The 23,526-nt window shown below is 46.2% G+C and carries 16 protein-coding genes and 1 pseudogene; 7 read left to right on the top strand and 10 right to left on the bottom strand.

The genetic code is table 11. The features are described 5' to 3' along the window. Positions 1-393 precede the first annotated feature (393 nt). The 6 genes from fre to trxA form a co-directional block, all read right to left on the bottom strand. A complete protein-coding gene (gene fre / locus AACT18_RS02365; RefSeq protein WP_094125369.1) occupies positions 394-1,101 on the bottom strand; it encodes an NAD(P)H-flavin reductase in 708 nt (235 codons plus the stop codon). Positions 1,102-1,115: 14 nt separating this feature from the next. Next, complete coding sequence (locus tag AACT18_RS02370; RefSeq protein WP_013855397.1) at positions 1,116-1,385, bottom strand: 2Fe-2S iron-sulfur cluster-binding protein; 270 nt, start codon at positions 1,383-1,385, stop codon at positions 1,116-1,118. Beyond that, positions 1,382-3,238: a 4-hydroxy-3-polyprenylbenzoate decarboxylase gene (gene ubiD / locus AACT18_RS02375; RefSeq protein ID WP_029189858.1), complete on the bottom strand. Its 1,857-nt coding sequence runs from the start codon at positions 3,236-3,238 to the stop codon at positions 1,382-1,384. Before ubiD ends, AACT18_RS02370 begins: the two co-directional genes overlap by 4 nt. Before the next feature lie 77 nt (positions 3,239-3,315). Next, positions 3,316-4,053 (bottom strand): hypothetical protein, encoded by a 738-nt coding sequence (locus tag AACT18_RS02380; RefSeq protein ID WP_094125370.1) that lies wholly within the window; start codon positions 4,051-4,053, stop codon positions 3,316-3,318. A 108-nt stretch (positions 4,054-4,161) separates the two neighbouring features. Further along, a complete protein-coding gene (rho, locus tag AACT18_RS02385) occupies positions 4,162-5,421 on the bottom strand; it encodes a transcription termination factor Rho (protein WP_010319292.1) in 1,260 nt (419 codons plus the stop codon). A 199-nt stretch (positions 5,422-5,620) separates the two neighbouring features. Further along, complete coding sequence (trxA, locus tag AACT18_RS02390) at positions 5,621-5,947, bottom strand: thioredoxin TrxA (RefSeq protein ID WP_010319293.1); 327 nt, start codon at positions 5,945-5,947, stop codon at positions 5,621-5,623. A gap of 111 nt (positions 5,948-6,058) precedes the next feature. On the opposite strand from trxA, the gene rhlB reads away from it, so the two are divergent. Next, the gene (gene rhlB / locus AACT18_RS02395; protein ID WP_064626111.1) at positions 6,059-7,369 is read left to right on the top strand and encodes an ATP-dependent RNA helicase RhlB; all 1,311 of its coding nucleotides are present in this window, start codon (positions 6,059-6,061) and stop codon (positions 7,367-7,369) included. Between the two features lie 7 nt (positions 7,370-7,376). Further along, a complete protein-coding gene (gene gppA, locus AACT18_RS02400; protein WP_094125371.1) occupies positions 7,377-8,870 on the top strand; it encodes a guanosine-5'-triphosphate,3'-diphosphate diphosphatase in 1,494 nt (497 codons plus the stop codon). Between the two features lie 105 nt (positions 8,871-8,975). Here the strand turns inward: gppA and AACT18_RS02405 are convergent, their stop codons facing one another. Further along, positions 8,976-9,650: a 7-cyano-7-deazaguanine/7-aminomethyl-7-deazaguanine transporter gene (locus tag AACT18_RS02405; protein ID WP_026028324.1), complete on the bottom strand. Its 675-nt coding sequence runs from the start codon at positions 9,648-9,650 to the stop codon at positions 8,976-8,978. 391 nt (positions 9,651-10,041) lie between these two features. Here AACT18_RS02405 and gmk point away from each other — a divergent pair, with 391 nt between their 5' ends. From gmk to AACT18_RS02430, 5 genes are all read left to right on the top strand, one after another. Next, positions 10,042-10,665 carry a guanylate kinase gene (gene gmk / locus AACT18_RS02410; protein ID WP_017044367.1) on the top strand — a complete coding sequence of 208 codons (624 nt, stop codon included), beginning with the start codon at positions 10,042-10,044 and terminating at the stop codon, positions 10,663-10,665. A gap of 103 nt (positions 10,666-10,768) precedes the next feature. Next, a complete protein-coding gene (rpoZ, locus tag AACT18_RS02415; RefSeq protein ID WP_013855406.1) occupies positions 10,769-11,041 on the top strand; it encodes a DNA-directed RNA polymerase subunit omega in 273 nt (90 codons plus the stop codon). Between the two features lie 39 nt (positions 11,042-11,080). Beyond that, positions 11,081-13,201 (top strand): bifunctional GTP diphosphokinase/guanosine-3',5'-bis pyrophosphate 3'-pyrophosphohydrolase, encoded by a 2,121-nt coding sequence (spoT, locus tag AACT18_RS02420; protein ID WP_094125372.1) that lies wholly within the window; start codon positions 11,081-11,083, stop codon positions 13,199-13,201. Between the two features lie 206 nt (positions 13,202-13,407). Beyond that, the gene (recG, locus tag AACT18_RS02425; protein ID WP_094125373.1) at positions 13,408-15,486 is read left to right on the top strand and encodes an ATP-dependent DNA helicase RecG; all 2,079 of its coding nucleotides are present in this window, start codon (positions 13,408-13,410) and stop codon (positions 15,484-15,486) included. A gap of 219 nt (positions 15,487-15,705) precedes the next feature. Next, entirely contained in the window at positions 15,706-17,112 is a 1,407-nt protein-coding gene (locus AACT18_RS02430; RefSeq protein WP_094125374.1) for a uracil-xanthine permease family protein, read from the top strand. Between the two features lie 103 nt (positions 17,113-17,215). On the opposite strand, the gene envZ is transcribed toward AACT18_RS02430, so the two are convergent. The 3 genes and pseudogenes from envZ to AACT18_RS02445 all read right to left on the bottom strand — a co-directional run bounded on the left by envZ (position 17,216) and on the right by AACT18_RS02445 (position 22,999). Next, positions 17,216-18,520: a two-component system sensor histidine kinase EnvZ gene (gene envZ / locus AACT18_RS02435; RefSeq protein WP_013855410.1), complete on the bottom strand. Its 1,305-nt coding sequence runs from the start codon at positions 18,518-18,520 to the stop codon at positions 17,216-17,218. An 80-nt stretch (positions 18,521-18,600) separates the two neighbouring features. Continuing rightward, entirely contained in the window at positions 18,601-19,320 is a 720-nt protein-coding gene (ompR, locus tag AACT18_RS02440; RefSeq protein WP_010319303.1) for an osmolarity response regulator transcription factor OmpR, read from the bottom strand. Positions 19,321-19,694: 374 nt separating this feature from the next. Further along, positions 19,695-22,999 (bottom strand): annotated as a pseudogene (locus tag AACT18_RS02445) (cellulose-binding domain-containing protein). Positions 23,000-23,526 lie beyond the last annotated feature (527 nt).

Below are 23,526 nucleotides of genomic sequence, written 5' to 3' on the forward strand. Positions count from 1 at the left end.
ATTGGTCACTCAGTTCATTGATAAATCTTTTTGATTATCATCAACGAGTGCCCACACAGATTGATAGGTTTATATTGTTAAAGAGCGTTCTTCTCTGGCTTGCCGAGGCTTCCTTTGAAGAGGCGGCCATTCTAGCGAGATAATGAAAAGTGTCAAACACTTTATTAAATTATTTCGTCTTACCGATTTGACCTACTTATTGGCTGCTCGCTGGGCTTGAACCCTTACTGGCTGTGCCGTGTCAGTGAGGCGGCATTATAGGGAGAACGAAGATGAGTGCAAGCGGTTTTTAATAAAAAATAAGAAAAACATCTATTTTGTTTAAATAGCAGCCACAAAGCGTCAAAAGAGAGCATTTCGCTCTCTTTTGATAGGCTTTAATCTCTCTCGATCTTAAATAAAAGCGTAGGCATCAGCAAACATGTGATCGCTTTTTGCATTTTTGTATTGGGTAAACTGTTCTCTTGCTACTCCAGCCATATCAAAACGACCTGCAATATAAATGTCGTACGCTTCTAACGACTCGAAATCATCATTGATCGCTTGGAGTACATTGCCAACCTTACCATTCCAACCTTCATCAGCCGTTTCAACAACAGGTACAAAGTGGATGTTCTCAAATTGCTGAGCAATCTCACTCAGTTCTGTTTTTGCATAGAGTTGGTAAACGTCTTTTGCTCCCCAGTACAAATAGATAGCGTTACTTTTCTTTTGGCTAATACAGTGATCTAAAATCGAGCGTACATAGCTAAAACCTGTTCCTCCAGCAATGAGTAGTAGAGGGCGCTCATTTTCTTTTACCCACGCATCACCGTGAGGTGCATCTATATTGACTAAACCATTGTTGCTTAATGCCGTTCTCATTTTCTCAACCACTTCCTGTGCATAAGCATTGTGCTCGGCGGCACCAATGTGCAACTCTAGTTCACCAGAACGGCAAGGGCTGCTTGCGATAGAAAATGGACGTTTATCTTTCTCACCCATTTCTACCATGAGATATTGCCCAGCTTTAAATGCAAGAACGCTTTCAGGTTGGAGGATGATTTTATAAGTATTAGAGGCTAATGGCTCAATTGACTTTACTTTACATTGGGTGGTCATGTTTTTCCTCTGACTTACTCTGCAAAAGTAAGTACTAAGTTACTTGTTGCAAAGGCTTGGCAAGGGAATATCCAACCTTGTCGCTGCTCTTCGTCAGTCAACATCGGTTCTAAGTTATATTCCACTACACCTTCTAATTTTCTGCACATACACATAGCGCATGCACCTATTTGACAACGGTGTGGAAAAGAGATGTTCTTGTTGAGCGCAGCTTCCAACACCGTTGTACCGTCTTGCACTTCAAAAGTATCGCCTTTCGGCAGTAAGATCACCGTATAAGTCATAAAATACCTAGCTCATCCCAGAGCGAGTCTATTTTGGTGACGACCTCGTGATCTTTTTGGATTGGCGTCCCCCACTCTCGCTGAACTTCACCAGAGAGTTTGTTGGTTGCATCCAGCAGGAGCTTGGAACATTGCCCTTCGTTAGCTTCTATACGATCAGTATCTCGAGACGGATCCATGCGCGTGGTTATCGCCCAAATCACATCATTCCAATCTCGGATATTCACATCATCATCACAGAGCACAACAAACTTCAGGTTTGAAAATGTCTCTAAAAATGCCCATATCTTTTTTAACAGCTCTTGAGATTGACCAGCGAACGCTTTGTTCATGGATACAATCAAGAAACCATCATTAGAAAATGGCACTAAATAGATATCAACAATCTCAGAATGCTGTGCTCTAAGCTGATCCAAATGCTCAGCTTTGATCTGAGGAGCCGTTGATGGTGATGACTGTTGTCTTGTACCGTCACTCTCAACATCCCATTTAATGGTAGCATCTAAGCCCATTTTGGAGCCTAGCCCCACCACTGGAGAGGCAAAATCAAGTGAATCAATCGGTGTATGTTCGATGAATAAAGTGTCTCGGACTGGGTCCATATGTGTTGTCATTGCATTGATAACTGAATTCCAATCACGAGCATCGACTGATTCATCGCACACCACCACATATTTAGTGTACATAAACTGGCGAAGGAACGACCAAACTCCCATCATGACTCGCTTTGCATGACCAGGGTATTGCTTTTTCATCGTCACCACCGCCATTCGATAAGAACAACCTTCCGGCGGTAAATAGAAATCGACGATTTCAGGGAACTGTTTTTGGAGTATAGGTACAAACACTTCATTTAACGCAACACCAAGCACAGCTGGTTCATCAGGTGGGCGTCCGGTATAAGTGCTATGGTAGATAGGATTGCTGCGCATTGTGATATGCGTAACCGTAAAGACACGATGCTTTTCAACTTCATTATAGTAACCCGTGTGATCACCATAAGGCCCTTCGTCAGCATATTCGTTTGGATCTATGTAGCCTTCCAGCACAATTTCCGCACTAGCAGGCACATCTAGATCATTACTGAGCGATTTAACCACTTCTGTTTTACTGCCTCGTAGCAATCCAGCAAAAGCATATTCAGAAAGCGTATCTGGCACTGGTGTCACCGCGCCTAGAATGGTTGCAGGATCAGCACCAAAAGCCACTGAAACTGGGAAATTCTCTCCGGGGTGAGTGTCCATCCAATCTCTTAAATCTAGAGCACCACCACGATGCGCCAGCCAACGCATGATGACTTTGTTTTTACTGAGTTTCTGTTGGCGATAAATCCCGAGATTTTGTCGCTTCTTGTTTGGCCCTTTAGTGATGGTCAGCCCCCAAGTTAGAAGGGGTGCCACATCATCGGCCCAACAACTCATCACTGGGATTTTGTCTAAGTCAACATCGTTGCCCTGCCAAACAATCTCCTGGCAAGGAGCCTTGCGTAGTCGTTTGGTTGGCATGTTGAGCACTTGCTTAAATAAAGGCAATTTATCGATAGCATCTTTGAAGCCCTGTGGTGGCTCAGGCTCTTTGAGATAAGCCAGTAATTTGCCGACTTCCCTTAACTCTTGGACCTCTTTACGCCCCATGCCGATCGCGACGCGTTTTGCGGTGCCAAACAAGTTAGTGAGCACGGGAACCGTATAACCGATCGGGTTTTCAAATAGCAAAGCAGGACCTGCGGCACGCAAAGTGCGGTCGCTAATTTCCGTCATTTCATAATGAGGATCAATCGGGCAAGTAATGCGTTTTAGTTGGCCTGTTTTTTCCAGATGGTCAACAAATTCACGTAAATCCTTAAAGCTCATAGGCCTACTACATCGCTGATTAAACTGCAGGCAGTATAACAAAAACAACCCATTAACGATCCCCAAATTTCATAGGGTTATTGAGAGAGGGCTTGCAAAATACCACGACTTTTCACCTGAGAATTACTCACCAGTAAATCCTTTAGCCAGCGGCTGTGTCCTTGCTCGACCAAAGCAGTGGCCACTAAATTGACCTCTTCATTGATTGACATTTTGGCTATCAGAAAGTCGCGGATATCAGGACGCATGGGGCTGATGCGAACTAATGCCTTAATCGCTTGTACTTTTAAACTTGGATTTTCACTGGCGGCCATGATCTGTTTTATCGCAAATTCATCGCTTACGCTGGCTAATCGTGTGAGTTCCTGCTGAATGGAGAAATCGAGAATGGTTTGTTCCTGCCGCCAACGCTTTAATAAACGGCTGGCTATCGCAGAAGAGTCAAAAGCTGGGGTTGAGAATTCATAGCCTTGTTCTTTTTCGACAACTTGATAAGTGGGTGCAAGCGCTTGCTGCTCTTCAATGAAGATCACCATATTCGGCGTTAGCGCGAGATCCAACTGCTCGATTTTTTGCAGCAACAGAAAACGTGCGGCTTCTTGCGGTAATAGCGCTAAACGTTGTAATGAAAAACGCAAAGAATCAAATTCATCATGTACTGCGTACTGCAATAGCTCTGCACTTTTATGGCGAATTTGTTCTTCCTGAAGCCATTTTTGAGCTGTATCAGACGTTATTTCTATAGAGGCAGCACTTGGCCACGCACAAAATAAAAATAGCGAGAGGAGAAGCGACGACAACATTCCTTGTTGCATTTTAACCTCCTTGTAACATTTAGCCTATTGTGGAAGGTTAATGGGTCAAATGCAAACAAAAACGCCACCGATAAACGGTGGCGTTGGTCATACTAAACTTAGCGTTTATTATTGACGGCGCATCGCATCAAAAAACTCATCATTAGTTTTCGTCATAGCGAGCTTATCAATTAAGAATTCCATTGCGTCACTTTCACTCATTGGGTGAACGATCTTACGCAGAATCCACATTTTTTGTAACTCATCAGGTTTAGTAAGCAACTCTTCACGGCGAGTACCGCTGCGGTTGAAGTCGATAGCAGGGAAAACACGTTTTTCCGCAATTTTACGGTTAAGGTGCAATTCCATGTTACCTGTACCTTTAAACTCTTCGTAGATAACTTCATCCATTTTAGAGCCAGTATCAACCAGTGCCGTCGCAATAATCGTTAAACTACCGCCTTCTTCTACATTACGAGCCGCACCAAAAAAGCGCTTAGGGCGTTGCAATGCGTTGGCATCCACACCACCAGTCAACACTTTGCCAGATGACGGGATCACTGTGTTGTAAGCGCGAGCTAAACGTGTGATGGAATCAAGCAGGATAACGACATCTTTCTTATGCTCAACCAAACGTTTTGCTTTTTCGATCACCATTTCTGCCACTTGTACGTGACGTGAAGCTGGCTCATCGAACGTAGAAGCAACCACTTCGCCTTTCACAAGGCGTTGCATCTCCGTTACTTCTTCAGGACGTTCGTCAATCAGTAGCACCATCAACACGCAATCAGGATGGTTGTTAGCAATACTTTGCGCGATATTTTGTAGCAACATGGTTTTGCCCGCTTTTGGCGGAGCAACAATCAAACCACGCTGGCCTTTACCAATCGGAGAGGCAAGGTCTAGAACTCGTGCCGTAATGTCTTCTGTCGAGCCATTACCACGCTCCATGATCATACGTTCATTGGCATGCAGTGGAGTTAAGTTCTCAAATAAAATCTTGTTACGTGCATTATCCGGTTTGTCGTGGTTAACGGTGTTAACTTTTAACAATGCGAAATAACGTTCGCCTTCTTTTGGTGGGCGAATTTTGCCGGATACTGAGTCACCGGTGCGTAAGTTGAAACGGCGAATTTGGCTTGGTGATACGTAGATATCATCAGGGCCAGCTAAATATGAACAGTCGGCGCTACGTAAGAAACCAAAACCGTCTTGAAGAATTTCCAAGACCCCATCACCAAATATATCTTCACCACTTTTTGCGTGCGCTTTTAGGATGGAGAAGATGATGTCTTGTTTTCTTAGACGCGCTAGGTTTTCGAGGCCTAGGCTCTCACCAAGTTTCACAAGATCAGACACAGGTCTGTTCTTCAATTCTGTTAGATTCATTGTGGTGGATACTTGTTTAGTCAAAATAGGATCTATTTTCTAGTTAAGATGGATTTTGGTCTCAGGATCGACCAAGAAGTGAACACTTGTCTAATTAACGTGCGATAAACTAGCACTAAATAATAGCCTAGTCTAGAGTTTGTTTCTTTTCAAAAAAACAAAGCCGTGCATCAGAAAATGTACGGCTTTGCGATACCTGTTATAGGTTTGCGTCCAAAAACTCTTTCAATTGAGTTTTTGATAACGCACCAACTTTCGTTGCAGCGACGTTGCCATTTTTGAACAGCAGCAAGGTTGGGATGCCACGAATACCAAACTTAGGTGGAGTACCTGCGTTGTGGTCGATATTTAATTTACCGATAGTCAGTTTGCCTTCGTACTCGCTAGCGATTTCATCCAAAATTGGCGCAATCATCTTACAAGGACCACACCATTCTGCCCAAAAATCAACAAGAACAGGGCCTGCAGCTTTGATTACATCGTTCTCAAAACCATCATCTGTAAGCTGCAAAATCTTATCGCTCATCTTCCACTCCAATATGTTTTTCTGCACTGATTATAAGCTAACCAGTAAATAGATGCTCTATTGGAATGTATTTACTTTCGTATTGCAAGCTTAAGCTGATATTCTATGGCGATGAAAAAGACACATATCACAGAGCAAAAGTTCGCCGATTTGGGATTACATCCTCAAGTTGTTGAAGGATTGGAAAAAAAAGGGTTCGATTACTGTACCCCGATCCAAGCCTTGGCGTTGCCGGTACTGCTCACCGGCCAAGACATTGCAGGCCAGGCCCAAACAGGGACTGGTAAAACGCTTGCGTTTCTCGCTGCTACTTTTAACCACTTACTAACAACCCCTGAACATGAAGGGCGAAAACCGACGCAGCCGCGTGCCATTATTATGGCCCCGACTCGTGAGTTAGCGATTCAAATTTATAACGACGCCGAACCTCTGATTGCCAGCACTGGCATCAAAGCCGCGCTGGCTTACGGTGGTGAAAGCTACGATAAGCAGTTGTCTAAGCTGCAAGATGGTGTCGACATATTGATCGGTACAACAGGACGTATCATCGATTTCTACAAACAACACGTGTTTAACTTGAATAATATTCAAGCAGTTGTGCTGGATGAAGCTGATCGCATGTTTGACCTTGGTTTTATCAAGGACATTCGTTTTCTGTTTCGCCGTATGCCAGAACCTAAAGAGCGCCTGAACATGCTGTTTTCAGCCACGCTTTCTTATCGCGTTCAAGAATTGGCGTTCGAGCACATGCATAACCCTGAGCACGTGGTTGTTGAACCAGAACAAAAAACTGGCCATCGCATCCAAGAAGAGCTGTTCTACCCGTCTAACGAACATAAGATGGCGCTATTACAGACACTGATAGAACAAGACTGGCCAGATCGCGCCATCATTTTTGCCAACACAAAACACCGCTGCGACTCTATTTGGGGTCATTTAGCTGCAGATGGGCACCGTGTCGGCCTGCTAACGGGTGATGTACCGCAGAAGAAACGTGAAAAGATCCTTGAGCAATTTACTACCGGTGATGTCGACATTCTTGTTGCAACCGATGTGGCAGCGCGAGGCTTACACATTCCTCAAGTCACACACGTATTCAACTACGACTTACCTGATGACTGTGAAGACTACGTGCACCGTATTGGTCGTACAGGTCGCGCAGGAGAGAGTGGTCACTCGATTAGTTTTGCCTGTGAAGAGTACGCCATTAACCTAACCGCGATTGAAGAGTACACCGGGCACGCGGTTCCTGTTTCTGATTACGATGCATCGGCGTTGATTGAAGACTTACCACCGCCAATTCGTCTGCGTTCTCGTAATCCTCAGCAGCGCCGTACTAATAACAATGGCCCTCGTACTGGCAACCGTAAGCCACAAAATCGTCGCCCACGTCAACCGCATCAAAGCAATAAGGGTTCGTAATCCATTTATGAGTAAAGCCGTCTCCTCGCCGCTCTACGCTGCCATCGACCTTGGGTCGAACAGTTTTCATATGCTCATCGTGCGTCATATTGATGGCAGTGTACAAACGATGGCCAAAATAAAGCGCAAAGTACGCTTGGCCGCCGGGTTAGATGATAACAACGCTCTTAGCCAAGAAGCGATGCAGCGAGGATGGGACTGCCTCAGTTTATTTGCGGAACGACTACAAGATATACCCGCCAGCAATATCCGTATTGTTGGCACTGCCACACTGCGCACAGCCACCAACGTTGAACTGTTTTTAACTCAAGCCAACCAAATACTCGGCCACCCCATTCAGGTTATTTCCGGTGAAGAAGAGGCGGCGACTATCTATAAAGGAGTGGCGCACACTTCAGGTGGCTTAGGACGACGCTTGGTTGTCGATATTGGTGGGGCCAGTACTGAACTCATCATTGGTGAAGGGTTCGGTGCCAAAGCGTTAACCAGTTTAAAAATGGGCTGCGTCACTTGGCTTGAGCGCCATTTTAAAGACAGACAACTTAACGCGGCTAACTTTAATCGAGCGATCGATGCGGCAAAACAGACGTTAGCGCCTATCCTTGAACAATACTCACAGTTAGGTTGGGATGTGTGCGTGGGTGCCAGTGGCACAGTACAAGCGTTGCAAGAAATTATGCTAGCGCAAGGGATGGATGAGGTGATCACTCATACCAAACTAAAACGCTTGCAAAAACAAGCGATGCTCGCCGATCACTTGGAAGAGCTTGATATTGAAGGCTTAACTTTAGAGCGAGCGTTAGTTTTCCCAAGTGGCCTCTCGATTTTAATTGCCATCTTTGAACTGCTCGAGATTGAATCGATGACTTTAGCTGGCGGCGCATTGCGTGAAGGCTTAGTGTATGAAATGGTCGAAGAGCTGCGCCAAGATGACATTCGAACGCGTACCATCAATAGCGTCCAGGTGCGATATCAAATTGATGTTGACTACGCCAAGCAAGTGGCTCAACTTGCCCAATCACTGCTCAAACAGTGTGGGGGGGAAGATTGGATTGCGGAACCGCAAGCTGAAATGCTGCTCACTACCGCTGCACAATTGCATGAAATAGGGTTAGCGATTGATTTAAAAAAAGGCGGTGAACACAGCGCCTACCTGTTACAAAACCTCGACTTACCCGGCTATACCCGTGCACAGAAACACTTTCTAGGCGAAATTGCTCGTCGTTATCGCGAGCAGCTCTCTTCATTGCCAGAGCAGTACGCTCTGTCGGGCAACAGCGCCAAGCGGGTGTTACGTTTACTGCGCCTTGCCGTATTGCTCAGCCATCGTCGTAACGAGGCACTACAGCCTAAATTTACACTGCAAGCTCAAGGTGACCAACTGACTCTTCGGTTATCCGCCAAATGGTTAGCGGCCAATCCTCTCACCACCGCCGAGCTGGATATTGAAGCAAACCGTCAAAGCGACATTGGTTGGCCACTCATTATCGACCCATCATAGTTATAAGATGCAGACACATAAAAAAGCCCGAGCAGCACTTGCTCGGGCTTTGATTTTCTATCTTCCTAGTATAATAGCTTGCTACCCCACTACTGAACATTTCAACTACTGAGCATTGATCCCAACGGTTCGAAAATCAGGGTTGACCGCTGTCAGCTTCCGGATCAAGTAATTGAGCAGCACACCGTACATCGGCACAAACAGGCCTAAACTGATCACCAGTTTAAAACCATAATCAACCAAGGCAATTTCGGTCCAATGTTCAGCCATGAATGGATCTGGGCTTTGATAGAAAGCAATCGCAAAAAAAGCGACCGTGTCTAATGCATTACCAAATAACGTAGAACATGTTGGCGCAACCCACCACTGCTTCATCTGGCGCAGACGATTAAACACATGCACATCCATAATTTGCCCTAGCAAATACGCCATAAAACTGGCAATCGCAATACGAGCAACAAACAGATTAAACTCATGAAGCTGAGCAAGCCCTTGGAATTGACCTTCAAAAAATAGCACCGAGAGTGCATAAGAAACAATCAAAGCCGGTAACATCACTAAGAAAATGATTTTACGGGCCAAGGCTGCACCAAAAATGCGTACAGTGAGATCCGTTGCCAGAAAAATGAATGGGAAAGTAAATGCGCCCCAAGTGGTATGTAAACCGAATACAGTAAAGGGCAGCTGAACCAGATAATTGCTTGATGCAATAATGATCAAATGAAATAGCACTAAAAGTGCCAAAGCTTTGCGCTGCTGCGCAAGGGTAAAGTAACTCATTGTGTACCTTTTTAGTTTGTTTTGGGGGCGAGGGAACCCAAATCGAAGAATTAGTCTTGCATTAATTTGTAGGCTTATCACGCGATCATATTCAAATCACGAGCTCAGCGGCGGGCGATTATACAGCAATAAACCCCCTCGACAAGCCTTGAAATAAGAGCAAACGTTTACCCATTGAAGAAAATATCACCGTTTTAAAATTCCCCTTTCACAGCTAAAGGCCGACCTTTTTGTTGTAGACATCCATGGGAACGTGCTATTCTTCGCCTCCATTTTTTCTGGCCTTATTTTCATTTTCTAGGATGAAACTCTCTGGGTCAGTGCTATCTTTTAACATGCTGATAGACGCAAATATCAGTATTCAATCCTAACCTAACGTGGAACAGAACAGATGGGCAAAGGTACTCTTTATATCGTCTCTGCACCCAGTGGTGCAGGCAAATCAAGCTTGATCTCTGCGATGTTGGAAACCAACCCAACCTATGCGATGAAAGTCTCTGTTTCACATACCACACGCGGCATGCGCCCGGGCGAACAAGATGGTGTTCACTACCATTTTGTGCAAAAAGAGCTGTTTGAAGAGTTGATTACTAAAGGTGAATTTCTCGAACATGCTGAAGTATTTGGCAACTACTACGGCACCTCTAAGGTATGGATTGAAAATAACCTCAACAAAGGCATTGACGTTTTTCTTGATATTGACTGGCAAGGCGCGCGTCAAATACGCGACAAAATGCCGGATGCAAAAAGTGTGTTTATCCTTCCTCCTTCAAAAGAAGAATTGGAACGCCGCTTGAATGCTCGTGGTCAAGACAGTGAAGCCGTCATTGCTAAACGTATGAATGAAGCTCAAGCTGAAATCTCGCATTACACCGAATACGACTATGTCATCATAAATGATGATTTCGATGTGGCATTAATGGATTTCAGAGCTATTTTACGTGCTGAACGATTGAAGCAAGACAAGCAAGCTGCTAAATATAACAGCATGCTCAACGCGCTACTGGCGGAATAATCACCCGCTCAAACAAGGCAAAGTCTATCGCTAGTATAAACAAAGATTAGACTGTATACTTTCTCGTCATTTAAAAATTTTTAGTTAACTATTTGGAGTTCTCATGGCACGCGTAACTGTTCAAGACGCTGTTGAAAAAGTGGGCAATCGTTTCGACCTAGTTCTGATTGCGGCTCGCCGCGCTCGTCAAATGCAAACTGGCGGTAAAGATTCATTGGTGCCAGAAGAGAACGATAAGCCAACCGTTATCGCTCTGCGCGAAATCGAAGAAGGTCTTATCACGAAAGATGTGCTTGATGCTCGTGAGCGCCAAGAGCAGAAAGAGCAAGAAGCCGCAGAATTGGCCGCCGTAAGCAGCATCGCTCACAACCGTTAATTCTGCCATTCAAATTCAACAACCTTCCGGGCCTATAATTTGTATCTATTTGATAGCCTTAAAGACGTTGTCCAAGAATACCTAACAGAGCCTCAAATTGAGGCTCTGCGTCAATCTTATGTGGTCGCACGTGAAGCCCATGAAGGGCAAACCCGTTCTAGCGGCGAACCTTACATTATTCACCCTGTTGCGGTTTCTCGAATTTTGGCTGATATGCGCCTTGATTTGGAAACGCTACAAGCAGCGTTATTACATGATGTCATCGAAGATTGCGATGTCACTAAAGACGATCTTGAAGCACAATTTGGTCACGCCGTGGCGGAATTGGTGGACGGGGTTTCTAAACTCGACAAGTTGAAATTTCGTGATCGTAAAGAAGCCCAAGCCGAGAACTTTCGTAAGATGGTGCTGGCAATGGTGCAAGACATTCGCGTTATTCTCATCAAACTTGCTGACCGCACACACAATATGCGTACCCTTGGCGCATTGCGCCCGGATAAAAAGCGTCGTATTGCCCGTGAAACGTTAGAGATTTACGCGCCTCTTGCTCACCGCTTAGGGATTCATAACATCAAAACTGAGCTAGAAGAGCTTGGCTTTGAAGCATTGTACCCGAATCGTTATCGCGTATTGAAAGAAGTGGTGAGATCCGCTCGCGGTAACCGCAAAGAGATGATCCAACGCATCCACAGTGAAATTGAAGGCCGCTTGCAAGATTTCGGTTTGAAAGCACGCGTGGTCGGCCGTGAAAAGAACCTGTTCTCCATCTATAACAAGATGAAAACCAAAGAGCAGCGCTTTCACACCATTATGGACATCTACGCTTTTCGAGTAGTAGTGGATAGCGCAGACACTTGTTATCGCGCATTAGGCCAAGTTCATAGCTTGTACAAACCTCGCCCGGGGCGCATGAAAGATTACATCGCCGTGCCCAAAGCGAACGGCTACCAATCTTTGCATACCTCGATGGTCGGCCCACACGGCGTTCCAGTTGAAGTGCAGATCCGCACTGAAGACATGGAACAGATGGCCGACAAAGGCGTGGCTGCTCATTGGTCTTACAAAGGTAATGGCGAACGCACTGGCACCACCGCGCAAATTAAAGCACAGCGCTGGATGCAAAGCCTACTTGAGCTACAACAAAGCGCTGGCAACTCGTTTGAGTTTATTGAGAACGTTAAGTCGGATCTTTTCCCTGATGAAATCTACGTCTTCACCCCCAAAGGCCGCATCGTTGAGCTGCCTGTCGGGGCAACTGCGGTTGATTTTGCCTACGCGGTACACACCGATGTCGGTAATACCTGTGTTGGAGCTCGTGTTGATCGAAACCCTTATCCGTTAAGTAAATCACTGAAAAACGGCCAAACGATTGAAATCATCAGCGCACCTGGGGCTCGCCCTAATGCCGCTTGGCTCAACTATGTGGTCACGTCTCGCGCTCGTACTAAGATACGTCAAGTGCTTAAAACCATGCGCCGTGAGGAATCGATCACACTTGGTAGACGTTTGCTCAATCACGCGCTGGGTGATCTTTCACTCAGTGACATCAGTGACGAGAACATTAAACATGTGATTGGTGAGCTTAAAATGGCCACGGTCGATGATCTGCTGGCCGCGATTGGTTTAGGCGAACTGATGAGTATTGTCATTGCGCGTCGTCTGCTTGGTGATGCTGATGAGCTGACCGAAGTGGAAAGCAATGATGGCAAACCGAAAAAGAAACTGCCGATCCGCGGCGCTGAAGGTATTTTGCTCACGTTTGCTAACTGCTGCCACCCCATCCCAGACGATCACATCATTGCGCATGTATCTCCGGGTCGTGGTTTAGTGGTGCATCGTGAAACCTGCCCTAATGTTCGTGGCTACCAAAAAGAGCCGGATCGTTACATGGCGGTTGAGTGGTCTAAAGATTACGACCAAGAGTTCATCACCGAACTGAAAGTGGACATGCAAAACCACCAAGGTGCGTTAGCGGAACTGACGAATGTAATCTCGAAAACAGGTTCCAACATTCATGGCCTCTCCACCGAAGAGCGTGATGGACGTTTGTATACTGTTACTGTGCTGCTGACCACCAAAGATCGCATTCACTTAGCAAACATCATGAAAAAAATTCGTGTGATGCCTCATGCACTGAAAGTGCGACGCCGGAAAAATTAAACTATCCAAATAAATAAAACCCCTTGCGGCTAACCACTCATGGGGTTTTTTATTTGCCGATACCCTACTTCATCTTGCATTTTAGACGTCACTATTCAAATTAGCCGATGGCCTGCCGCTTATCGACCATTACATGATTTTATGCTGTACAAAAAAACAGTTCGATGGTTGAATAATAGATAACGATACTGTTAATGAGCCCTGTTATGTCACAGCTACTGTCCGCGATTCCTCTCACCTCACTCTCTGGCGTGGGTGCTAAAGTGGCTGAAAAACTGGAAAAGGTTGGCTTAATCAGTGTGCAAGATCTGCTGTTCCATCTCCCTTTACGTTATGAGGACCGCACACGGATCTACCCTATTGCTAAATTGCATCCCGGGCTTTGGGCCGCCGTGCAAGGTAAAGTCATGGCGGTGGATACGGTTTTTGGCAAACGCAAAATGCTCACAGTAAAAATAAGCGATGGTAACGGCACCATTACGCTGCGTTTTTTTAACTTTACGGCTGGGATGAAAAACAATTTTGCTGAAGGTAAGTTAGTGCACGCTTACGGTGAAATTAAGCGTGGTGGATTCGGCCTTGAAATTGTTCATCCTGATTATAAATTTTATGCTCCTCAGCAACAGCCAGATGTCGAAGCTAACTTAACACCCGTTTACCCAACAACCGATGGCCTGCGCCAACTCACGCTACGCACACTTACTGATCAAGCATTAAGTTTACTCGACAAAGCCGCCGTACAAGAATTGCTACCTGCCGGGTTGTATGATCACCAAATTACGCTCTCTGAAGCGCTGCACATCATTCACCGGCCGCCACCGGGCATTAACCTGCAACTGTTTGATGAAGGGAAACACCCGGCGCAGGTTCGCTTAATTATGGAAGAGCTGTTGGCGCAAAACCTCTCCATGCTGGCTGTACGCCATCAAGGCCAGCAAGATATCGCATTGCCGCTGGCTGGGTCTGGCAAACTCAAACAACAACTGCTTGCACAACTGCCTTTCTCTCCCACTAAAGCGCAAACACGTGTTGTGACAGAGATCGAAGCCGATCTGGCACAAGCTCACCCCATGATGCGTTTAGTACAAGGTGATGTGGGCTCAGGGAAAACCTTGGTCGCTGCATTAGCCGCCGCACGAGCTATCGAACATGGCTATCAAGTAGCATTAATGGCGCCGACGGAATTGCTGGCCGAGCAGCACGCGATTAACTTTGCCAACTGGTTTGAAGCAATGGGCATCCAAGTCGGCTGGCTGGCGGGTAAATTAAAAGGCAAAGCGAAAGAAACAGAACTGGCTCGCATTGCCAGCGGTGAGGCAAAAATGATAGTGGGTACTCACGCTCTTTTTCAAGAACAAGTTGAATTTAATCACCTTGCACTCGTCATCATTGATGAACAACACCGCTTTGGCGTCCACCAGCGTTTAGAACTGCGTGAGAAAGGGGCGAAGCAAGGCGCGTATCCGCACCAGTTGATCATGACCGCAACGCCGATCCCACGAACTTTAGCGATGACTGCTTACGCTGATTTAGAAACCTCCGTTATTGATGAACTGCCACCGGGACGAACGCCCATTCAAACTGTCGCAATCCCAGATACAAAGCGTGATGATATCGTCGAGCGCGTACGTCATGCCTGTTTGAGTGAAGGAAAACAGGCTTATTGGGTCTGTACTTTGATTGATGAGTCTGAGGTGCTAGAAGCGCAAGCCGCCGCCGACACAGCGCAAGAACTACAACGCACTCTGCCCGATGTCAAAATCGGTTTGGTGCATGGCCGAATGAAGCCAAGCGAAAAACAAGCGGTGATGCAAGCCTTTAAAAACAATGAACTGCACTTGCTGGTTGCCACAACGGTGATTGAGGTTGGCGTTGACGTGCCGAATGCGAGCTTGATGATCATCGAAAACCCTGAGCGTTTAGGCTTAGCACAGTTGCACCAATTACGCGGCCGCGTAGGGCGAGGCTCTGTCGCCAGCCATTGCGTATTGCTCTACCATGCGCCGCTATCGAAAACCGCGCAAAAACGCTTGGGTGTACTGCGTGAGAGCAATGACGGTTTTGTGATTGCCCAACGAGACTTAGAAATTCGCGGTCCGGGTGAGCTGCTTGGTACCAAACAGACCGGCCTCGCGGATTTCAAAATTGCGGATTTAGTCCGTGACCAACGTTTAATTCCTGAAGTACAGCGCATTGCTCGCTACTTACACGACCATTATCCAAGCCACGCGACCGCCATTATCGATCGCTGGTTAGGAGAGAAGGACATCTACGCCAAAGCATAAGATTGTTCGTTCTGTATTCCCCTCTCCCTTACACAGCAAAAGCAAACGTTTGCTTTCTTGCGTAAACCCTCTATAATTTCGCCAATTTTTTTAGTGAACTACTCACTTATCCAGTCCGAGCAGATTCTGATTAACAGCAATCACAGATGACGTGTCTGCTCCACTTAGTGCTCCCACTCAGCGAACGCTAAGACAACAACGCACCATTAGGAAAACAGTATGACTATCCACAACGCTTCGCGTAAGTCTGATTTGGTTTATCAACTCAACGATAGGCCACCGCTACCCCAAACCATTTTCGCCGCTTTACAACATTTGCTAGCCATGTTTGTTGCGGTCATCACCCCTTCGCTTATTATTTGCCAAACACTTGGTGTTTCTGCCGAACAGACTAACACCATCATCAGCATGTCGCTGTTTGCATCTGGCTTATCCTCTTTTATCCAGATCCGCACCATTGGCCCGATTGGCTCCGGTTTACTTTCTATCCAAGGCACCAGTTTTAACTTTCTTGGGCCAATTATTGGCGCAGGCTTGTCATTAAAAGCGGGTGGTGCAGATATCAGCACTATGATGGCGGCGATCTTTGGCACCATTTTAGTTGCCTCTTTTGCTGAAATCCTATTATCACGAGTGCTGCAATACGCGCGCCGCGTGATCACGCCGCTGGTGTCGGGCATTGTGGTTACCCTGATAGGCTTAACACTGGTACAAGTTGGTTTAGTTTCTATGGGTGGCGGCTATGCTGCGCTCAGCGATGGCACTTTTGGCAGCTTAGACAAACTGGCATTGGCGGGAACCGTGCTTGGACTTATCGTGCTGCTCAACCGCTCAAGTAACCCATACATTCGCGTAGCATCGATTGTGATTGCGATGTTCGTCGGTTATATCATGGCCTACTTGATGGGGATGGTGAACACTGATTCACTGAGTGAGACTGCCCTGATTGCCCTACCAATACCTATGCAGTTTGGTTTAGGTTTTGATTGGTCACTCTTTATTCCTCTGGTACTGATTTTCTTGATCACCGCATTGGAAGCGATTGGTGATATCACCGCCACTTCCGAAGTGTCGGGCGAGCCTGTCAAAGGGCCGATTTACATGAAGCGTATTAAAGGTGGTGTGCTGGCTGATGGTTTGAACTCCGCGCTGGCGGCGGTCTTTAACAGTTTTCCCAACTCGACCTTTAGCCAAAACAATGGTGTAATTATGCTCACCGGGGTTGCCAGCCGTTATGTGGGTTACTTTATTTCCGCCATGTTGGTGTTGCTCGGCCTGTTCCCGGGCGTGGCAAGCTTTGTACAATTGATTCCTGAACCGGTACTTGGCGGTGCAACCATCGTCATGTTCGGCACCATTGCAGCCGCGGGTGTGCGTATTATTTCCCGTGTGGATCTCGACCGCCGCGCGATTTTAATCATGGCGCTGTCGTTTTCGATGGGGTTAGGCATTGCGCAAAAGCCAGAGATTCTGCAATTTATGCCCGAGTTCATTAAGAGCATTTTTTCATCCGGCGTAGCGGCTGGCGGTATCACCGCCATTTTGCTCAACTTGCTACTGCCAGAAAAATTGCCACGCGAAGAAGAAGAAGAAGAAGAAGAACTCGAAGAGCTCAAAACCAACTGATTGCATGGATGGGCCCAAAAACGTCGGTCAGCAGCCGAAAAGACATAAACCGCAAACACAATGGGCTCAACTGAGCCCATTGTGTTATTTAGTGAATAAGCCCCTATTTGGTCGGGAAGCTCAGTTGCGCTTTGAGTCCACCTTCACTGCGGTTACTCACCACAACGCTGCCATGATGCTGGCTAACAATCCGTTTCACTATCGCCAAACCAAGCCCTGTACCTTCACTGCCGCGCGCGGTATCACCACGCGTAAAAGGTTCAAACACTTTACTCACTTGGCTAGGATCAATACCCGGGCCATTATCTTCGACACAAACCCAAGCCATTTTGTTATCTGCGGTACTGCCCGTGCTCACCTTAACCCAACCATTGCCATAGCGAATGGCGTTCACCACTAAGTTGCTCACTGCGCGTTTAATGGCGATCGCATTGCCAAAGGCTGGCTGCATTGGTAAATGCAGCGCGACATCGATTTTGATCTCATAGCCCCCTTCGGCAGTGGCGACATCATTAGCTATCTCATTGAGATCAACGGCGGTAAAGGTCTGTTTATTGACGGGTTTAAGGTAGTCCATAAACTGACTGATGATCTCGTTACACTCTTCCGTATCACTGATGATCCCTTCGGCGAGATAACTTTCTTCTGGAGACATCATTTCCGTGGCTAAGCGAATACGAGTTAGCGGCGTACGTAAGTCGTGGCTGATCCCTGCCATCAATAATGAGCGATCCTCTTCAAGCGCTTGGATCCCTTTCGACATTTGATTAAACGCCAACGTCACCGCGCGAATTTCAGAAGCGCCTTTGAGCGGCAATGGTGGCGGGTTCTCGCCTCGGCCAACGGCTTTGGCGGCTTTTTCTAAGGCAATTAAAGGACGATTTTGCAGACGAATAAACAGCCATCCCCCCAAGACAATCAGTAACGCCATCACCAAACTATTGTGAAATAGTGGCGCAAAATCCTCTTTTTGCAACTCAGAGAGAGGGATGCGTATTAATGATCCCGGAAAAGAGTCCACTTTCATCCATAAAATATAACTCTCTTTACCCAAAATCATCCGCACATCGGTCGGCGAGCCGAGCTCATTGCTCATCTCCTCGCTCATCAAATCAATGCTGATGGCATCGTGATACTCTTGGGCCATCTCACTCTCTTCACTATGAATGGTGACGCCCAACTGTTCTAACACTCGGCGGCGCTGTAAGGCGTCCATTCCCAGCTTCGATGTATTGTTCGCCGCATCGTCCAGCATTAGGTTGATCTCATGGCCCAAAATCTTATTGAACTGCTGCAAACTGGGCATCAAAGCATAGTTAAATACGGCGTAATAAGAATACACTTGGCTGGCGATCAGCAATGAAAAGAAGAGCAAAATCGATTGAGTAAAGGAACTGCGAATGCGCATAGGAAAACCCGCTATGAACGTACTATCAAAAAGGCGACAAAAAAGCTCCTGTGGGTTAACCGACAGGAGCTGATTGAAATTTAAGACTCTTTACCATCTGGAACGAAGACGTAACCTAAGCCCCACACCGTTTGTATGTAGCGTGGTTTGCTTGGATCCACTTCAAGCATGCGACGTAAACGCGAGATTTGCACATCAATCGAGCGCTCCATTGCGGAGTATTCACGCCCTCTTGCCATATTCATCAACTTATCGCGCGACATTGGCTCACGCGCATTGGTGACTAAGGTCTTCAATACGGCAAATTCACCGGAAGTGAGCGGCATCGGCTCATCGCCACGGAACATTTCGCGGGTACCTAAATTCAGGCGAAACTCACCAAATTCAACCACCGATTCTTCAGCACTTGGCGCGCCGGGGGCTTCAATCACTTGGCGACGTAGCACGGCTTTGATTCGCGCCAGTAGTTCACGCGGGTTAAACGGTTTGGGCAGGTAATCATCCGCACCCACCTCCAAGCCAACAATACGATCCACTTCGTCGCCTTTGGCGGTCAGCATTAAAATCGGCAACATGTTATTGGCGTTACGCAAGCGGCGGCAAATAGACAAACCATCTTCACCCGGTAACATCAAATCAAGCACCATTAAGTGGAAGTTTTCACGAGTGAGCAGGCGATCCATCTGTTCGCTATTGGCGACACTACGCACCAGAAAACCTTGCTCTGACAAGTAACGCTCAAGCAATGCACGTAAACGCGCATCATCATCCACCACTAAAATTTTATAGTTTTCTTGCATTTATTCGTCCACCGATGATCTAACCTTACCAGTAAACTGGCTTTGGCAAAATGTAGCACTGATTCCCCTACCGTGAGCTAAAGAATTGTTACGCTTTATTACTTTCTTAGTCGATCACTAACAATCTAATCGATAACAGAAAACGCGGCCATGCCCTTTGTCACAACGTTGGTATCATAAGTTGAGTCGATGGTGTAACGAAGGGGAGTGAGTGAGTTACTACATTTCGCACGCGCTTCAATGGATGAGTTAGAGGCTTACGCACTGAACCGCTCTTAAATATAATGAAGCCCCAGAAATCATTCTGGGGCAGTTTTAGTTTATCTACGGAGATTAAAAACCTCCGATATTTGTCACCATTGAGGCTACAATAGTTATTGTGGATTAAGACCCAACTTTTCTAATACTAACTTAAAGTTCGCTCTACGCTCCGCCAAGTTATGTACCTCGCCCGTAGAGCAGGTTGAATCTGGGCAACCACGGTTAACAATACCTGACACGTCATCAATAAACGCTGACCCTTTTAGACCACTCTCAACGTACTTTTTCAGCTCGTTGTAGTAATTCCAATCTGCGTATTGCCCACCTTCATTCGAATACGCCTGCACTGAGGTTACCCAGTAGAACAAACCAGCAATCCATTTAATTTCTTTGTTCTCTTCAGAGCTACAAATCAGACCGGGGTTGGAGCAAAAATCCATTTCAGCATATAGTGGATTTTCGGGCGGCGCTTCAACGGTTACACCATCAATGGTTTGGCCAATCGTTTCAGGGTCAACATGTGAACGTCCTAAGTAGTGGTTGAGCGTACCAAAGTTTTGACGCCCGGTGGTTTGGATAACACCGCGCCCCCACCAGCCACAGCCCTCTACGCTTTCTTGGCTGCTGCCGTCCCAAATGAACTTACCTGCTTTTTGACCAACGTAAGTCTTACACTCGTCACGCTCCCAAACTTGCTTAGACGTATCTACGTTTTCTGGAACATCGTTACAGTGGCCGTTGTTAGTCCAACGTCCTACTGCCCCGTTGACCAAGAGACCGCGCTCTTCTAGTACCGCATCAGGGGCGGCAAAAACTGGCGCTGGTGCACCGTACCATTTCGCATGTGTTAGCGCGCTCATTTCCATTTTATTATCACGCGGGCAGGAATACGCATGGTCTAAGCCCGATGCTGGGTTGACACCGTAGTCTGCGTATTTCTGACCAAGCTGACCACAACTGGCCGACATGGGATAGTCTGCAGGCGCACCGTATTTGGTTTCAGACCAATTATTTTCGTCACAGGCGTTATAACGGATAGTTTCCTGCATACTTTGTGCAAGGAATGCGGCAATCGCGACTTTGGCGTATGTGATGTTGGTTGCATCATCAACATTCTCATCCATCAACCAGAACTTGTTGCCTGCAACGCCAATGTTGTGCATCGCATTCAGACCGTCTAGGAAGTCATTCCATTTGTACACCGTTGATGGCACCCAACCATTACTTGGCGTTTCATATAGGAACGCTTCGTTATCCATCGCATTTTCAGCGTCAGCTAACTGTTGGTTCAATGCTTCGATACGAGTCAAAGAACCGTTTTCTAGCTCTTCACCAACGTAGTACAGGGGTACCTTCGCCTCTTGGTAACGCTCAATTTTTGCCGTTAGCGCTTCACTGTCTTTATCAAATTGCAGTGCAAACACGTTACTAAATGCCGCTTTCCGCAGTTGAGGTTTACTTTCACCTTGGCCCATGAAGTAGTTAGCTGCTTGCTCTGTTGGCATGTTCGTCAACATTGCTGGCGTCTTAATGTAGTCTGTCACCTGCTTCACGTACTCTAACGCGTTGTGCCACTGCTCAGCTGATAAGGCCTCTGTTACGCTGGATTTAGTAAACGCAACAAAGTCTGCTTTCGTCGCCACTTCAGCGTTGTACAGCTCAAACTTGTCGAGTAATTCTGCTGTATCGCCTGATGCACTGTCCCAAACTGACTGTCGACCTGAATGACTACCGTAGGCAAAATCACCAATGCTAAGAGTCCAGCCGAAAGGGGCGTTTGGTGCTAATGTTGAGAGAATAAGATGGTGAGCTTGAGCCCAACCTTTGACATCATCGCTCAAGGCTTGAATCGCATCCATATCGATTCGGTTGTCCGTTCCAGTGGAATTGACCGCACTCGTGAGGGCTTCTTTAACCGCAACGGAGCCAAAGAACTCGCCTTGATCTTGTGTTGCAAGGTCCAACACATCGCTGGTGATGATGATTGATGCTGTGTCTGCCTGCTCAGCTTGATTGATGATAGAGACAAACGCTTGCGTTAATTGCTCAACATCCGCTAATTCCTCACGATTGCTCGCTTCAATTATCAGTGTCTTCGGTGCATTAGTTGATGGGCTGGCAACCACAAACGTATTTGGCCAGCCTGCCACTTCTAAACGCACAGGATCCATTGGGTTTGGTAGTGAAAGCAGTGGCGCAGTACCAGGCTCTGAACCATCACAATTAAGATGCAAAGACCATGAGCCGTCGCTACCTGGCAAGGTTTGTGTCCAATGCGCTGCAGAATAAGCAATATTGTTATGCACCATAATGTCGCCCTGATTGGCATGATCACCGCTTGTCCAATTTGGATAAACATTAAACTCCGCGCAGAGCTCATCTGGTGGAGTGACAGGTGGATCAACTGGATCCTCTGCAACCGTAAGACGAACACTCGCGCTAGAAAAAAGATTCTGAGCATCGGTGGCGATCGCATTTAAAGTGACGTCACCAGCTTGAATTGGCGACCAATCACAATCAAAACTATCCACCTCATTGGCCTCGTCGGCATTAAAAGTACAAATAGCTTGGCCATTAGCCTGCACAACCAGCGTGGATAAGTCATTATCCACGTCTGTTGCACGAACAGAAACCGAAACCTTCTCAGTAGGCTGAACCATCGCCCCGTTTACGGGGGTGATGAAACTCACCGCTGGAGCTGTAAAATCTTCTGTCACATTGGCTTCGATTGTAACAGACACTTAATGACCTGATTACTTTTATCAAGCACCAACACCTTAATCGTCGCGCTACCAGCAGCATCGGGTGTCCAACTCTGAGAGTAGTTTGTTTGACTTTGATCGATGTTTTGCAGACCTAGGTTCTGACTGTTCACCCAAAATTCCACTTTTGCGGCTAATTCGCCTTCAATACTAACTTGAATGGCCGTCTCGTCACCCGCCGTTACCAGTTGGCCTGATACAGGGGTAAGAATCGATAATTCGGTTTCGTCAGGGATGGCTGGCTGATCAGAACACTCAGTCACCTGCCAAAACCAAGAGTCCTCATTCGGAGTTTCCCATACACCAGGGCTATTTTCTGCAATAAAGCACTGATCGTTATAAGAAACAACTTGACCATTTTCAACTTGAGTTTCACCCGGAATAAAAGGAATGATATCGCCTAAATCAGGTTCTGGTTCAGGTTCTCCTGAACAGGCAGCAGTATCCCAAAACCAAGAGCTAGCATTAGGAGTTTCCCACACACCAGGATTATTTTTGGCAATAAAACATTCTCCATTATAAGAAACCAGATCTCCATTATGAACCTTAGTTTCACCTGGTATAAAAGTAACTATTGAATTGCTGTCAGCAGCATACAAATATCCGCTGAACATCACACTTGCCAGAACGGCAGTTATTTTATTTATTTTTTTCATTTATTTATCCTTTGGGATAAAGATGATTTAAGTAAGGCGCACGTAACAGATACGGCAACGGCACAACCACAATAAGAAGGGCATTCACAATAAGGGCATTCGATTTATGCCTATATTTAGCACGAGATACTTATTACTCGAAATGAAAAAAACTGAATAATACCGGGCATAATAATAATGAATAGATTCAGTAACTAAAATACAAAGGATAACTACATTATTATCATAACACTAATGCATCAATACATTAAAAATGATAATCAAAGAAGATAATGGTGAGTAATAACAAACTTCACCATATATCGCCAACGGTTAAAAGAGCGAGCAACTTAAATTACGGAAAAGCTAGTCAATAATACTAGCTTTATAAATAAGATGGACAAACAGTAAAATATTTCTCATTCAATATTTTACTGTTTGAGTTTGAGAATCGGTAAAGTACTCAACTAAATTCTATTTATTGCAATGTTCTACACTTCTTCCTAAGTAACTGTGCACAGTTTCGAGCACATTAGGTGGCAACTTTC

This window comes from Vibrio sp. V04_P4A5T148, from assembly GCF_963875605.1.
Lineage (GTDB): Bacteria > Pseudomonadota > Gammaproteobacteria > Enterobacterales > Vibrionaceae > Vibrio > Vibrio anguillarum.

Excerpts from the sequence above, each read along its gene's own strand:
- AACT18_RS02380 (WP_094125370.1), bottom strand. The coding sequence starts at position 4,053 with ATGCAACAAGGAATGTTGTCGTCGCTTCTCCTCTCGCTATTTTTATTT.
- trxA (WP_010319293.1), bottom strand. The coding sequence starts at position 5,947 with ATGAGCGATAAGATTTTGCAGCTTACAGATGATGGTTTTGAGAACGAT.
- recG (WP_094125373.1), top strand. The coding sequence starts at position 13,408 with ATGTCACAGCTACTGTCCGCGATTCCTCTCACCTCACTCTCTGGCGTG.
- gmk (WP_017044367.1), top strand. The coding sequence starts at position 10,042 with ATGGGCAAAGGTACTCTTTATATCGTCTCTGCACCCAGTGGTGCAGGC.
- fre (WP_094125369.1), bottom strand. The coding sequence starts at position 1,101 with ATGACCACCCAATGTAAAGTAAAGTCAATTGAGCCATTAGCCTCTAAT.
- AACT18_RS02370 (WP_013855397.1), bottom strand. The coding sequence starts at position 1,385 with ATGACTTATACGGTGATCTTACTGCCGAAAGGCGATACTTTTGAAGTG.
- ubiD (WP_029189858.1), bottom strand. The coding sequence starts at position 3,238 with ATGAGCTTTAAGGATTTACGTGAATTTGTTGACCATCTGGAAAAAACA.
- ompR (WP_010319303.1), bottom strand. The coding sequence starts at position 19,320 with ATGCAAGAAAACTATAAAATTTTAGTGGTGGATGATGATGCGCGTTTA.
- rho (WP_010319292.1), bottom strand. The coding sequence starts at position 5,421 with ATGAATCTAACAGAATTGAAGAACAGACCTGTGTCTGATCTTGTGAAA.
- rhlB (WP_064626111.1), top strand. The coding sequence starts at position 6,059 with ATGAAAAAGACACATATCACAGAGCAAAAGTTCGCCGATTTGGGATTA.
- gppA (WP_094125371.1), top strand. The coding sequence starts at position 7,377 with ATGAGTAAAGCCGTCTCCTCGCCGCTCTACGCTGCCATCGACCTTGGG.
- envZ (WP_013855410.1), bottom strand. The coding sequence starts at position 18,520 with ATGCGCATTCGCAGTTCCTTTACTCAATCGATTTTGCTCTTCTTTTCA.
- rpoZ (WP_013855406.1), top strand. The coding sequence starts at position 10,769 with ATGGCACGCGTAACTGTTCAAGACGCTGTTGAAAAAGTGGGCAATCGT.
- AACT18_RS02405 (WP_026028324.1), bottom strand. The coding sequence starts at position 9,650 with ATGAGTTACTTTACCCTTGCGCAGCAGCGCAAAGCTTTGGCACTTTTA.
- AACT18_RS02430 (WP_094125374.1), top strand. The coding sequence starts at position 15,706 with ATGACTATCCACAACGCTTCGCGTAAGTCTGATTTGGTTTATCAACTC.